The organism is Pedobacter sp. MC2016-05 (assembly GCF_026239735.1).
Classification (GTDB): Bacteria; Bacteroidota; Bacteroidia; order Sphingobacteriales; family Sphingobacteriaceae; genus Pedobacter.
Genome location: NZ_JAPIVT010000022.1, coordinates 80,183 through 94,492, shown reverse-complemented (window position 1 = coordinate 94,492; position 14,310 = coordinate 80,183). Strand labels below are relative to the sequence as shown.

The 14,310-nt window shown below is 38.6% G+C and carries 11 protein-coding genes; 9 read left to right on the top strand and 2 right to left on the bottom strand.

Features of this window, described 5'->3' with window-relative positions; genetic code table 11:
- The 3 genes from OQZ33_RS21070 to OQZ33_RS21060 form a co-directional block, all read left to right on the top strand.
- Positions 1-642 (top strand): site-specific integrase (locus tag OQZ33_RS21070; protein ID WP_265801406.1); only part of this gene is annotated, 642 nt, incomplete at its 5' end.
- A gap of 363 nt (positions 643-1,005) precedes the next feature.
- Positions 1,006-1,458 carry a hypothetical protein gene (locus tag OQZ33_RS21065; RefSeq protein ID WP_265801405.1) on the top strand — a complete coding sequence of 151 codons (453 nt, stop codon included), beginning with the start codon at positions 1,006-1,008 and terminating at the stop codon, positions 1,456-1,458.
- A gap of 4 nt (positions 1,459-1,462) precedes the next feature.
- Positions 1,463-1,708 (top strand): hypothetical protein, encoded by a 246-nt coding sequence (locus OQZ33_RS21060; RefSeq protein WP_265801404.1) that lies wholly within the window; start codon positions 1,463-1,465, stop codon positions 1,706-1,708.
- Between the two features lie 226 nt (positions 1,709-1,934).
- Here OQZ33_RS21060 and OQZ33_RS21055 read toward each other — a convergent pair whose 3' ends face one another.
- Both OQZ33_RS21055 and OQZ33_RS21050 read right to left on the bottom strand, forming a co-directional pair.
- Entirely contained in the window at positions 1,935-2,465 is a 531-nt protein-coding gene (locus tag OQZ33_RS21055) for a hypothetical protein (protein ID WP_265801403.1), read from the bottom strand.
- 28 nt (positions 2,466-2,493) lie between these two features.
- Entirely contained in the window at positions 2,494-2,886 is a 393-nt protein-coding gene (locus tag OQZ33_RS21050; protein ID WP_265801402.1) for a hypothetical protein, read from the bottom strand.
- Between the two features lie 671 nt (positions 2,887-3,557).
- On the opposite strand from OQZ33_RS21050, the gene OQZ33_RS21045 reads away from it, so the two are divergent.
- The 6 genes from OQZ33_RS21045 to OQZ33_RS21020 all read left to right on the top strand — a co-directional run bounded on the left by OQZ33_RS21045 (position 3,558) and on the right by OQZ33_RS21020 (position 14,229).
- The gene (locus tag OQZ33_RS21045; protein WP_265801400.1) at positions 3,558-3,869 is read left to right on the top strand and encodes a type II toxin-antitoxin system HigB family toxin; all 312 of its coding nucleotides are present in this window, start codon (positions 3,558-3,560) and stop codon (positions 3,867-3,869) included.
- Positions 3,853-4,212 (top strand): helix-turn-helix domain-containing protein, encoded by a 360-nt coding sequence (locus tag OQZ33_RS21040; protein ID WP_265801399.1) that lies wholly within the window; start codon positions 3,853-3,855, stop codon positions 4,210-4,212. Before OQZ33_RS21045 ends, OQZ33_RS21040 begins: the two co-directional genes overlap by 17 nt.
- 524 nt (positions 4,213-4,736) lie before the next feature.
- Positions 4,737-7,973: a SusC/RagA family TonB-linked outer membrane protein gene (locus OQZ33_RS21035; protein WP_265801397.1), complete on the top strand. Its 3,237-nt coding sequence runs from the start codon at positions 4,737-4,739 to the stop codon at positions 7,971-7,973.
- A gap of 16 nt (positions 7,974-7,989) precedes the next feature.
- On the top strand, positions 7,990-9,990 hold the full coding sequence (locus tag OQZ33_RS21030; RefSeq protein ID WP_265801396.1) for a RagB/SusD family nutrient uptake outer membrane protein: 2,001 nt from the start codon (positions 7,990-7,992) through the stop codon (positions 9,988-9,990).
- A gap of 267 nt (positions 9,991-10,257) precedes the next feature.
- A complete protein-coding gene (locus OQZ33_RS21025; protein WP_265801395.1) occupies positions 10,258-11,271 on the top strand; it encodes a glycosyl hydrolase in 1,014 nt (337 codons plus the stop codon).
- A gap of 3 nt (positions 11,272-11,274) precedes the next feature.
- Positions 11,275-14,229 carry a glycoside hydrolase family 2 protein gene (locus OQZ33_RS21020; protein ID WP_265801393.1) on the top strand — a complete coding sequence of 985 codons (2,955 nt, stop codon included), beginning with the start codon at positions 11,275-11,277 and terminating at the stop codon, positions 14,227-14,229.
- Positions 14,230-14,310 lie beyond the last annotated feature (81 nt).

Sequence of the window (14,310 nt, the reverse complement as noted above, 5' to 3'; positions counted from 1 at the left end):
GCTGATGAATTGCAGAAGATTACCCAAAAGCAGTTTACTACTGACAGGTTATCGCAGGTACGGGACTTTTTTCTGTTCAGTTGCTACACCGGACTTTCCTATGCGGATGTTCAAAAACTTAAACTTGCAGACATTGGTATTGGGGTAGATGGAGAACGTTGGATATTTACCTACCGGAAAAAAACAGATACAAGGGTAGCAATACCCTTGCTTCCAATAGCGGCAAGTATTCTTGATAAATATAAAGATCATCCTTATTGCCTCCATAACAACAGGGCTTTACCAATTTCCAGCAACCAAAAGATGAACGAATACTTGGTTGAAATTGCTGCACTTTCAGGGGTCAATAAAACATTGGGCATCCGGATAGCCAAACGAACTTTTGGAACTACAGTAACTTTATTGAACGGTGTACCTATCGAAAGTGTGTCTAAAATGCTTGGACACACCAATATACGCACCACGCAACTATATGCTAAAGTATTGGATACAAAAGTAAGCGAAGATATGGCTCCATTAATGGGAAAATTTATTGCCCAACATGCCAAAACCCATCAAGCCACAGAATCTAAAATAAGCGCAGACATTGCATTAATCCGGGAAAAATATACTGTTACCCCTGTCATGGATGAGGCTTCGTAAAAGGCTTATATCAATTGAAACACCCTGACCTTGCATTGCAACTGCGGTGCGTGGTTTTAAAGTTGCTGCCAAGGGTGCCGAATGTGTACCGCAAAGCCAGAGTACAACGGTAGGAAACCACGGTCAACCACTCCGTAAATTCCCAGAGCGGGAGCAGCAATGAGAAATGAGCGCTAGGGCTCCGCAGGCCGCAAATGTGCGGGGGGATTATAACAAAAGACCAATATTAATTAGATTTGTGAATTATGTCCAAACAAAAAGACAGGAAACAGGCCAGCCAGTTTGATAAGATTATCAAGGAAAACCTTGAAATCACGCTGCCTGTTATCATACGGGATATCCTGAAACTGGATATTGTGCAAAGTGAAGAATTACCCTGATGATGTACAGCATACCAAAGAACGTACACCTGATGCCTTAAAAAAAGTGACCGATGCAGCGCGGCGTACTTATGTACTACAGATAGAATTTCAGGTGGCGGATGAAAAGGAAATGGTCTGGCGAATGGCAGAGTACAGCATCATGCTGATGCGTAAATATCAATTGCCGATGAAACAATATGTCATTTATTTAAGGGATGATGAACCTTCAATGTCCACCTTTATTGATAACCGTTACCATAAGTTCAGTTACCGGCTGATAAGTATAGCTGATGCCAGTTATAAATTATTTCTTAAGTCGGGCAATCCCGAAGTAAAAATGTTAGGGATATTGGCTAACTTTGGTAGAGATGATAGCCAGAAGGCCATTCAATCTATCGTAGATCAAGTGAAGACTTTTACAAAAGGTGATTTTGCCCGAAAGCAGGTATTTTAAACAAATGCGTATATTTGTACGGTTGCGCAGTAGTGTTGAACAAAAATTTGAAAACGCTATGGAAACAATAAGTAAATTTTTCAAGGAAGAAAAAGACTTTCTGTACCGCAGAGGCGAAAAAAAGACGAAACATACAATTGTGGAAAACCTGATTTTGGAGCTTGGCTTAGCTGATGAACAGATCACTAAAATTGCAGAGGTTTCTCTTGACTTTGTTAAAAATATACGTTTAGAATTAAAGAAAAAGTAATAATCTTAAATTTAAAAAGAATCCCATTGTAATCATATACAATGGGATTCTTTTTATATACTACTATCTTAAAAAGAATTTATTTGAATAAGATGCTTCCAGATTGGCCCGGTAATTAAAGAAAATGTTAGTGATGCAACAAAAAAGCTTATCCTGATGATATATTTAGTCTTTCTACCTAGCTGATGCAATAGAAGAGATGAACCGTAGCTTGGGAACCTTTTTACTATTCAACCCATAAAACTGACTTGTAATAATCTTCATATTCTTCTCCTCCTGCTTTTAAGGCTGCGATATAGGCAACACCGATAGATTTTTCATCCCTTATTTCCTCGGAGTATGAACTAATGATTTTTTCCTTCCAAAATTTTGCTATTTCGTATAATGCATCAAGAAATTTTTCTTCATTCTCTGCACATTTATAAACAATTCTTTCTCCAAAACCATCATAAGCGAAAATTCGCCCATTATGCTTATTCAATACCAAACGGTCATTTATATCCCAGCCAAAATATAAATATTCTTTATCTTCTTGATAATCAGAATCAAATGTGATATCATTAATCCTTAAATTACTTAAATCGTAAGCTGAAATTAAAGTTAAGATCTCTGTATCATATTTTTTTAAAGCTATTTTAGTGACATCAAATTGTTTGATCCATTCTCTAATAAGCCCTTCTGAAATTTCTACATTCTTAAAATCATCAAAATTAGGTTTTAGCTCTAGTATTCTCTCGACAAATTCGGTTGCTTTCATACTTTAAAATATAATTTTATGATGCGATCTAAAGTGTTTTTGGTTCCCAAACTTGGTCCGTAGACCATCTATTGTTCATATCTACTAACTCTGTAAAAGTACCTAATTTAAGCACCCCCATATACTTCTGTTCATCAGAGTCCCAAATATAATCAGCATAAACATCATATGTAACTTTTGCACGGATAACTTCACCGCTACTGTTCATAAATTTTGTCTGCTTCGTGATAACAAAATAATCGCCCGAAAATGGTTGTTTATATACCTTGCCAACTTGATCCACGAGACCATACCAATTTAACCATGCATCTGGATTGCCTGTATTAAAATCAGTAAGCAATGAGAAAATCTGCATTCCTCCTGCCAGTCCATTCATTGTACCTTTAAGTTTAGGAAATTTACCTGCTTTTATAGTATGCAATATTTTACTCCACTTTTGGTGCACCTTTTCAGGAATGGCGTATGCCCACCTACCTTGACCTTCATGATGATGACGCAACGGTAAATTGGCTATATTACGGTAATATTTAGAGATATGCTTTCAAACGTAAAACGGGCTTATTTTAATATGGAACTTCACATGATCTTAATTGGGAAAGATTCTCCAATAATAGTATTTTATCAAATTCTCTTATTCGTTAAGTCCGTAAGTTAATGTGATAGAAAACGAGTTTTATTTTGACATTACAAGAAATTTAGGTATATTTAAGCATAGGATTTGCAACCATTATTTATTAAAAAAAAGGTGCGTTATTCGGGGAGTTCGAATTTCAAAGCCACTCTAAGATATTGCAAACGCTGATTTTTACACTTGGTGTAAATCCCATCGGGATCACGAAATGCCTCAATGAAAATTGGGGCATTTTGCATTAAAAGGTATCTAGGAAAATAAAAATTAACTCAATCTAATTGAAATCAATATATTCACAAAATAGCTTTTATAATTAACACTAATGTCTGCGTTCACAATCATATTAGAATCTTGATAATCTAATTTCTAAGATTGCTATTTGCTTACCTACTTAAATCTGAAAAAGAAATCAATTAACCTTATGTTCCCTTTTTGGGAACAAATTAGTATATTTGTTAAATATGCGAGTGATAGCCATAAAGACTCTTAAGGATTATATTGATGAATTCCATCAGGCAGAACAGGCATTATTGAGCTGGTATGAAGAGGCGGTTTCTGCATTATGGAATAATCCGAATGAGCTAAAAGCACAATATAAAAATGCTTCTGTTCTCAATGAAAAAAGAGTTGTTTTTAATATTCACGGCAATAGTTATCGCTTAATAGTAGATATAGAGTACAGATTAAAAATTGTGTTTGTTGTGTGGTTTGGTTCGCATCAACAGTATGATAAAATAAATGCTAAAAAAATTAGTTATGTTAAAACCAATTAAAACTGAGGAAGAATACGATAATGCTCTGGCTCATGTGTATGAGTTGATGCAAACTGATATTATCGAAGGTTCTTTAATTTCTGATGAATTAGAAATTTTGAGCCTATTAATCAAGGAATATGAATTAGTGCATTATCCTGTTTCGTATCCTAATCCAATAGAAGCTATAAAGTTTAGGATGGAACAAATGAATTTGTCTGAAAACGAACTTAGCAATTTATTAGGTACCCGTTCAAGGAAATCAGAGGTTCTATCGGGAAAAAGAAAACTAAGCCTGTCTATGATCCGAAAATTAATTGATGTACTCCACATCCCGGCAAATGTTCTAATTCAAGCTTACTAATTATAGATTTTAGAAAATATTGAAATCCACCCATAAAACGATTTAAACTTTCATTTTTAAACTAGGTTAAAGTCTTATCGGGATCACGAAAAACCTCACAGAAATGTGAGGTTTTTTTGTTTAATCACATTCAAACTGATCAGACAGAAAAATTTTCGTTTGGTTGTGAGCATAGGCATCTCTGGCAATATCTTGCAGGTAAATCTACAGCGGTTAAAAATGCTCTCCCTTAAAACTTCTACTTCCTCGATGAAAGTTTTTCAGCAACTCCTATCCCCTTGATTTTCTAAGAAATTTAACACTCCCTACAGGATAGAACAGGACGGAATAATTATTTAAAACCGCTAACATCGCATAAGTTTAACCAAATATATATCCGTATCAACGACTAACTTACAGCCCGTAAATCCGCAATCTTATTATTTTTTCACTATGATCGCTGTGTTACCGAAAGGTAAACTACTGGAAGACGTTTCGCAAATCATTGATCGCTTATTAACCAAATATTAATTAAAATCATTACCATGAATTTGAATTTCCAATCAAAATCAAATCATCGGCTAAATGTATCAAGCAGAAAAAAAATCCTGATTGTAGGTGTTTCTGCATTGTCGTTTATGCTCATGAGTAACACCGTTAATGCGGCATCAGGCGCTGAAATTGTGCGCATTGTTCATGCAAAAAACAGTAAAAAACTCGATGTTACTGTAAAGGGAAAAATTACTGACGACAAAGGCGAAACCCTGGTAGGCGTTAGTATTAAAATTAAGGGCACAGCCCTGGCAACCACAACAGATGCCAACGGTGCATTTTCAATCAACATCCCTTCAACAGTTACAAGCCCTGTTTTAGAGGTAAGTTATATTGGTTACGCAAGCCAGGATGTTCCGGTAAATGGAAGAACGACTATCACTGTCCAGTTGAAAAGTTCAATCAATGATCTGGATGAGGTAGTGATTGTGGGGTATAATACCGTTAAGAAAAGCGATTTAACGGGAGCTGTAGTAAGTGTAGGAGCCGAAGAAATTAGATCAAGACCGGTAACTAATGCATTGCAGGCTATTCAGGGTAAAGCAGCTGGTGTTGATATTACGTCGAATGAACGCCCAGGCCAATTGGGAAGTATATTGATTCGTGGTGTACGCTCACTTACGGCAAGTAATGCCCCACTATATGTAGTTGATGGAATTCCATTGCAGGCTGGAGGCATTGAGGCAATAAATCCAAATGACATTGAAACAATCGACATTCTGAAGGATGCATCTGCTACAGCTATTTATGGCTCACGAGGCGCTAATGGTATAGTTTTAGTAACTACAAAGAAAGGTAAAGCAGGACGATTGACTTTGGATTACGTTGGAACAGCAACGATCGAAAAATTAAACGATAGAGCAGAAATGATGAACTCAGGTCAGTATATTGAATTTCGCCGCGATGCTTACCGCAGAACAGCCTATATCAATTCGATAAACGGAACCAACACTGCTCCTATTTATAATTATCCTGTAGTGGCTACACAAGCTGCAGATCGGGAGATTTTTAAACAAGATCCAAATATGTTGGCCAACCTCGATCAAGGTTGGGTTAATGGGGTATTTGATGGGAGTTTAGTACCTACAACGAATTGGGGAGATTTGGTAACCAGAACTGGCGTAACACAAGATCATGTTTTAAGTGTGAGCGGTGGTACTGATAAAATTAAAGCCTACGGTTCATTCGGCTATTTAAACCAAGAAGGAACTCAATTGGGTCAGGATTTTGAACGTTACAGCGGAAAGCTGAGCATAGAAATTAATCCGGTAAAATGGTTTAAAATGGGTGCTAACTTAACGGCAACCTATGGACTGCAAAACTATGGTTTCCAGGCGGCGAGTGCTTCAGGAGCGAGTAGCATTTATTTTGCAGCACGTGGGATGCTTCCTTTAGCTATTCCATTTGATGCTAACGGTAACCGCATTAACTTACCTGGGGGCGATATCAACATTCAAAACCCGGTTTTAGAAGCAGACTACAATATCAACCTGCGCAAAACCTTGCGCACATTAGGTTCTGTATTTGCTGAAGTAAACATATTAAAAGATTTAAAATACCGTGTTAACTTCGGTCCGGATTTCTCAAACTATTATAATGGAAGATATCAGGATGCGAAATCTGTTAACCGCGATGCTGGGGTACCGGGATCAATTAATAATTATGCGCAATTAAATCAAAATAGCCGGTTTGCTTATACGCTTGATCATTTATTATACTATGATAAGACCATCAATAAACACAATTTTGGCGTTACTTTATTGCAAAGTTCATCATCTTACCGTGAAGAATCATCATCATTAACAGGAAGCAAAATTTCATTACCAAACTCGCTTTGGTATGGTTTAAACACAGGTAACATTACAAATTTAGATGCGTTTGATGCTAATTTAAGGAAGTCGACATTAGTTTCTTACATGGCCAGGGCTAACTACAGCTGGAACAGTAAATATTTGTTAACGGCTTCTGCCCGTTGGGACGGCGCCTCGCAGTTAGCTGCTGGTAACAAATGGGATTTTTTCCCTTCTGCAGCGTTGGCATGGAGGTTAGAGCAAGAAGATTTCATGAAAGATATTAAATGGGTTAACCAGTTAAAATTAAGATTGGGTGTGGGTAGCACTGGCAATTCGTCAGTAGATATTGGTAGTACACTTGGTTTGCTTCAACCGCTAACTTACACTTTCGGAACTTCTCCTCAAACTGGCTATGTATCTTCAGATGCCTCTCTAGCAAATCCTATCCCACTCCCTAATAAATTATTAAGTTGGGAAAAAACATTACAATATAACTTAGGTCTTGATTTCGATTTAATTAAAGGCAGAATCTCTGGATCATTGGATTTATATAAATCGAAAACAACCGATTTGATTTTATTGAAAAAGATTGCTTCAGTAAATGGCTATACTACTTCGTTTGATAACGTCGGTTCGACAAAAAACAAAGGACTTGACCTCACCATTAACAGCGTAAACATCAAGAGCGATGATTTTACATGGGAATCGACTTTAAACTTTTCTATGAGCAAGGATGAGATTGTAAAACTGGACAACGGTGATATGGTTAACGACCGATTTTTCATTGGTCAAAGAAATGGTGTGGCTTACGATTATGTAAAAGAAGGGATTTGGCAAAATACACCAGAAGACATGGCAGAAATGGCAAAGTTTAATGCAAATATTGCGGCAAAAACCAGTTGGTTTGCTCCCGGTAGCGTTAAAGTAAAGGATATAAACGGCGATTATAAGATCGATGCAAATAATGATCGCCAGGTATTAGGCCACTACAATCCGAGCTGGACAGGTGGTTTAACAAACACTTTTGCTTACAAAGGTTTCGATTTATCAATTTTTATGGTGGCTCGCTACAACTTCTTAATCCAAACAGGCGCAGAACCTTTACAAGGGCGTTTTGCACAACGAGTGGTTGATTATTGGACCCCAACTAATCCTACAAATGCTTATCCGGCTCCGAATTATGCTAGCGCAAGTGGCGATCAATACATAAGTGCTTTGAACTACCAAGATGCTTCATTTATTAAAATCAGAAACATCTCATTGGGTTACAATTTCGCTGCAGACATCGCAAAGAAACTAACACTGTCTCGTTTGAGATTCTATGCACAAGTGATTAACCCAGGATTGATTTATTCAAATGTTAGCTGGATCGATCCTGATTTAGGTGGATCTACTTTTAACAGAGGTTTTGTATTTGGAATTAACGCTAGCTTCTAGCCAAAGAAAAATGAAAATGAAAAAGTTTATAAATATACTGTCAGGAATGGTGTTGTTGGGTACATTGATGATCCTTCCAACTTCCTGTAAAAAAAGCTTCTTAGATGAAGAGGTAATTAATTCGCATAACACTGCCGATTTTCAAACATCCTTAGGTTTGGATGGTTTGGTAATCGGTATGTATCAAAGTCTAAAGTTCCACTTTAACTACACTTGGGCTTACACTACCACAAATTACGGCGTTGATGAGTTTACCGTTGGCGGCGATCGTACCGAACAAATGTTTAACTCTTATGATGGAAACTTCAACTCTCTATCGGGTGATATTGCCTCCGTTTGGGACAATATGTATGGCAACATCAATTCGGCAAACATTGTCATTAAAAATGTACCGGTATATTATGATGGTGCAAATAAAAATGTGCGCTTAGGTGAAGGTTACTTCATGCGTGCTTTTGATTACTTTAAGTTGGTTAAACAGTTTGGCGGCGTTCCGTTAAAACTTGAACCTTCGGAAACTATCCAGGAAGAATTTACAAGAAGTACAGCAAAAGAAATTTATGCGCAAGTAATTCAAGATTTTATTCAAGCTTACGATTTACTCCCTACAACAGCAGCAGAACCTGGAAGAATTACCAAATGGGCAGCAGCGCATTTCCTTGCAAAGGCCTACCTGTTTCGTGCTAGCGAAATTAACAATGAGTGGAATGGCGAAACTAAAACTGCCGATTTACAAAACGCCGTTAAGTATGCTGATTTGGTAATTAATAGCGGTGGCTACACCTTAGCCACTAACTTCAGCGATCTTTGGAACTTTACAACAGTTGATGGCGCAAATGAATCAAATAAAGAAATTATTTTAGCAGCTCAATTTTCAAATAACACTACTACTCAAGGTCGTTATGGCAACCAAATCCATTTATATTATCCGTCGGTTTATCAAACCCTTCCAGGAATGGTGCGTGATCTTGCAGGTGGTCGTGAATTTCAGCGTTTAAGATCAACAGATTATGCTTTAGATGTATTCGACCGTGTAAACGACTCCAGGTTCTGGAAAAGTTTTAAAACCCGCTATGTTTCAAATAATCCGGCAAGTGCACCTAAATGGACTGCGGCTAATGCTCCTACTCCGGCGCAAGTTGGTCAGGCCAAATTTGTAGGTGGTGAAGAAGCGGTATTGTACATTGTAAATAATGCTGGCGATATTCGTTACACTGCTTTGGATGCGAATGCTGCAAATCCTCTTCCAACAGATATTGGTCGTAGAAAACCAAGTATGTTTGTAAGATATTTTTCCGGTCAATCACAAAGCTACCTTGCAGCACACGGAAATTATGGCGTTAGCCAGTTTGTTGCGTTATCTAAATTTATGGATGGCTCTCGTAACTTAGTGGCTTCTCAATTTGGCCAGAGAGATGGAATTTTAGCCCGTTTAGCAGAAACTTATCTCATAGCAGCCGAAGCATACGGCAGATTAGGTCAGTACGCTCAAGCCATTCCTTACTTAAACAGAGTTAGAGATCGTGCCGCTTACAAAGATGGAGAAAATAGAGAATCCTATTTGGATGGCGGAATTTCCTACAAAACAAACCCGGTTACCAATGCCACTGCCCTTTCTTCATACTCTGATAAAAACACCTATTTCGAATCGAATAACTTGGCAGTAACAACTGCTAACACCTTAGCATCAATGCACCTCAATAGCGATGGTGATATTTTCAACTCTAATAAAGAGTTTTATGATAAGATTGATGCCGCTTCACAGGCCGATAAGTTTACAGCATTCATTTTAAATGAGCGTTCCCGCGAATTAATGGGCGAGTTGCAAAGATGGGAAGACTTAGCTAGGACCAAAACCCTAGTTGCCCGAACTGCAGCGTTTAATGCAGAAGCGAAGCCGATAGATGGAAAACACTATCTTCGACCAATCCCTCAATCGTTCCTTGACGTGATCAAATCTAGTGGAAGCGCATTGAGCCCAACTCAAAAACAGGCTCTACAAAATCCAGGCTGGTAAGAACAGTACTATATTGAATTACAAGAGCAATTAACTTCGAGTTAATTGCTCTTTTTGTTTGAAGAAGTTCGTGTATTACACCTATTTTTTCAAACGATTGAAATTTAAGTCTACCCTCCCAAATCCTTTGAACCTACTTTAAACAGGATGGAACAGGATGGTATACCAATTTTTAAACCGTAAAATCGTGTAAGCTATTTAACCAAATATTTGAGTCTTAAGATTGTTGACAACACCATGTTGCGGCATGCTGAAGCATTACATCTTATGAAAATCTTTATCTATAAAAAAATTATCTTCGCTTGCTTGCTTTTAGTTTCCGTATTCAGTTTTGCACAACAAAAAGGCACATCATTAATTAATAAACCTCTTTTCAGAGATCCTACATGTGATGGAGCAGCAGACCCTGTAGTCATTTGGAATAAGAGTGAAAAAAAGTGGTTTATGTTTTATACCAACAGGCGGGCTAATGCAAAAAACCTTGATGGAGTGAGCTGGGTACATGGAACCAGAATTGGCATCGCCGAATCAAAAGATGGCATAAAATGGAACTACCGCGACACTTGCGACATTCAATATCGCCTAACAGATTACACCCACTGGGCGCCAGAAGTGATAGAAAACAAAGGTATCTATCACATGTACCTTACCTACGTGCCGGGAGTTTTTAAAGATTGGCGCCATCCACGGTATATTATTCATTTAACCAGTAAAAACTTAATCAACTGGAAATTCGAATCTAAATTGCCTTTGGCCTCCGATCGTTGCATAGATGCCTGCGTATTTAAATTGCCCACTAACCAGGGTTGGCGGATGTATTACAATAATGAAGTGGCAGGCAAATCGATCTTCTACGCTGATAGCAAAGACCTTTACCATTGGGTTGATAGCGGAAAAAGAATTGTTGGTGATAAAGGATGCGAAGGCCCAAAGGTTTTCTACTGGAAAAATACCTATTGGATGATTGTTGACAACTGGAAAGGCCTCGGTGTCTATTCCTCAACTGATTTATTAACCTGGAAAAGGCAGGAAAAAAACATTTTGCAAGTGCCAGGCAAAGGCGAAGATGATGGCGTGATAGGCGGTCATTGCGATGTGCTGGTCAACAATGGGAAAGCTTACGTTTATTATTTCACACATCCTGGCAAAACACCTGAAAATAAAGGCATAGATAATTACACCACCAGAAGAAGCTCCATACAAATGACTGAACTGAAATATGAAAATGGTGAAATCACTTGCGACAGAGATGCACCACTTTATGCGAAACTAAAACACTAAAACATGAAATATTTATACCTCATTATATTTTTCAGCTTCTCTACCTTCAACCTTCAGGCGCAAAATCAACGAAAAACCTTTAATTTCAATCCCGGATGGAAATTATTGGTGGGTGATCGGGAAAATGCCAAAAACATTGAATTTGATGACAGCAGCTGGAAATCAATCACCCTTCCCTACGCCTGGAATGAAGATGAGGCATTTAAGAAATCTATCGAACAGCTCTCTACTGGCATCGCCTGGTATAGAAAACATTTCAAAGTTGAAGGCTCAAAAGATCACAAAGTTTTCCTTGAATTTGAGGGAATCAGGCAGGCCGGAGAATTTTATTTAAATGGCGTGTTTATCGGTCGGCATGAAAATGGGGTAACGGCTTTCGGCTTTGATATCAGCAATTTACTTCAGCCAGACAAAGACAATGTGCTTGCCGTAAGAATTGATAATGCATGGAATTACAAAGAGAAGGCTACAAACTCGGGTTACCAATGGAGTGATAAAAATTTCAATGCCAATTACGGCGGAATCTCTAAAAATGTTCGCCTGCACCTCACGGGAAAAATTTATCAAACTTTGCCATTAAATGCTTTACTGAAAACAACGGGCAACTATATTTATGCCAAAAACTTTGATATCACAGGTAAAAAAGCAGTAATCGTTTCTGAATCGCAAGTCCGTAATGAGACCTCAGCAATAAGCGAAGTGCAGTATGAGGTGCAAATAAAAGATGCATCAGGTAAAGTGATTAAAACTTTTCAATCCACAGCTCAGCACTTAGCGCCAGGAACAACCGCAATGCTAAAAGCAGAGGCAATGGTTGAGGGATTGCATTTCTGGAGTTGGGGCTATGGATATTTATACACGGTTACTTCCCGAATTAAAATAAACGGCAATACGGTTGATGAATTAAATACAAAAACCGGATTTAGGAAGGCTGAATTCAAAGATGGTATGGTTTACCTCAATGATCGGGTATTGATGATGAAAGGTTATGCACAACGAACCAGCAACGAGTGGCCTGCCATTGGTTTGTCTGTGCCCGCCTGGTTAAGTGATTACAGCAATCAATTGATGGTGGAAAGTAATGCCAATTTAGTAAGATGGATGCATATTGCGCCATGGAAACAAGATGTAGAATCCTGCGACAGGGTAGGTTTAATTCAAGCTATGCCTGCCGGTGATGCAGAAAAAGATGTAACGGGAACCCGGTGGGATCAACGAAAGTCGGTGATGACAGATGCTATTATTTACAATCGAAATAATCCAAGCATCCTGTTCTACGAATGTGGCAATGAATCTATTAGTGCAGCCCATATGGATGAAATGAAGGCAATTCGAGATCAGTACGACCCTAACGGAGGCCGGGCGATCGGCTCCAGAGAAATGTTGGACATTCCTTCCGCAGAATATGGCGGCGAAATGCTGTACATCAATAAAAGTGCTTCGAAACCCTTGTGGTCGATGGAATATTCCAGAGATGAAGGTTTAAGAAAATACTGGGACGAGTTTTCGCCTCCCTTTCATAAAGATGGTGCGGGCCCACTTTACAAGGGGGCTGATGCCAGCATTTATAATAGAAATCAGGATACACATGCTATAGAAAACGTAGTGAGATGGAATGAATATTACAAAGAAAGACCAGGGACGGGAAAAAGGGTAAGTTCTGGAGGCGTAAATATCATCTTTTCGGATTCTAACACCCATTACCGTGGAGAAGAAAATTACCGTCGCAGCGGCGAAGTAGATGCCATAAGAATCCCTAAAGATGGATTTTATGCGCACAAAGTGATTTGGGATGGCTGGGTCGATACCAAGAAAACAGGCATTCATATTATTGGTCACTGGAATTATAAGGCTGGAATTAAAAAGGATATTCATATCATCGCCGCAGGCGATAAAACTGAACTGTTTCTTAATGGAAAATCGTTGGGTTTTGGAGCCAAAAGAGATGGCTTTCTGTATACTTTTAAAGGTGTTACTTATAAATCTGGAAGCTTAAAAGCGATTTCTTATGACGACAAAGGTGTCAAATTAGCTGAAAAGCAAATTAAAACAGCGGGAACGCCTGTTGCCATTAAACTGACCAAGCTACAACATCCCACAGGATTTAAAGCAGATGGTGCTGATTTGGCACTCGTTCAGGTAGAGGTTGTAGACGCTGAAGGAAATAGAAACCCGATCGCATTGAACCTAATTAATTTTGAAATGAGTGGTCCGGCAGAATGGCGTGGTGGCTTGGCGCAAGGACCAGATAACTATATCCTATCCAAACAGTTGCCTGTAGAAGGCGGCGTCAACCGGGTCTTAATTCGGTCGACCACAATGCCGGGTAAAATCAATATCACTGCCAAAGCTGATGGATTAAAATCCGCTACCATTACCTTAGAAACGCTTCCCGTGAATGTTAATGATGGTTTATCAGTCCAATTTCCGCCTGATGGATTAAAATCAAACTTACAGCGGGGTGAAACACCCGTAGCACAAACTTACCAGATGAGCAGAACACCTGTAACCATTTTATCAGCTTCTGCCGGCGCTAATACAGAAAAGGCTAAGCTAAGTTATGATGATAACGAGCTCAGCGATTGGGTAAACGATGGTAATTTAAACACCGCCTGGATCAAATATAATTTGGCTAAAGAAACCAGGGTCACGGAAGTTGAATTGAAAGTAAATGGTTTCAGAACTAAAGCGTATCCGATAAGAATTTTGGTGGATGACAAAGAGGTTTTTAAAGGCAATACCATTCCAAGTTTGGGCTATTTTACCGCAGTGTGTAAGCCAACAACAGGTAAAACGGTAACTATTCAGTTGCTAGGTTCTGGAAAAGAAACTGCAGAGAGCGAAAAAATCGGCGTTGAAGTGAATGGCAAAAAGCTTGATGACGGCATTGAGCGGGCTGAAACCAAATCAAAGGGAGGCTTAAGTATTATTGAAACCGAAATTTACGGAGCTAAATAGAATAGAAATTGCGAGCTGTAGAGCTGACACAATGAGCTTGCCGCAGTGGCCTAGCGTATCGAAATTTTAGCACTAGAAAAT

Excerpts from the sequence above, each read along its gene's own strand:
- OQZ33_RS21060 (WP_265801404.1), top strand. The coding sequence starts at position 1,463 with ATGCGTATATTTGTACGGTTGCGCAGTAGTGTTGAACAAAAATTTGAA.
- OQZ33_RS21055 (WP_265801403.1), bottom strand. The coding sequence starts at position 2,465 with ATGAAAGCAACCGAATTTGTCGAGAGAATACTAGAGCTAAAACCTAAT.
- OQZ33_RS21045 (WP_265801400.1), top strand. The coding sequence starts at position 3,558 with ATGCGAGTGATAGCCATAAAGACTCTTAAGGATTATATTGATGAATTC.
- OQZ33_RS21040 (WP_265801399.1), top strand. The coding sequence starts at position 3,853 with ATGTTAAAACCAATTAAAACTGAGGAAGAATACGATAATGCTCTGGCT.
- OQZ33_RS21035 (WP_265801397.1), top strand. The coding sequence starts at position 4,737 with ATGAATTTGAATTTCCAATCAAAATCAAATCATCGGCTAAATGTATCA.
- OQZ33_RS21030 (WP_265801396.1), top strand. The coding sequence starts at position 7,990 with ATGAAAAAGTTTATAAATATACTGTCAGGAATGGTGTTGTTGGGTACA.
- OQZ33_RS21025 (WP_265801395.1), top strand. The coding sequence starts at position 10,258 with ATGAAAATCTTTATCTATAAAAAAATTATCTTCGCTTGCTTGCTTTTA.
- OQZ33_RS21020 (WP_265801393.1), top strand. The coding sequence starts at position 11,275 with ATGAAATATTTATACCTCATTATATTTTTCAGCTTCTCTACCTTCAAC.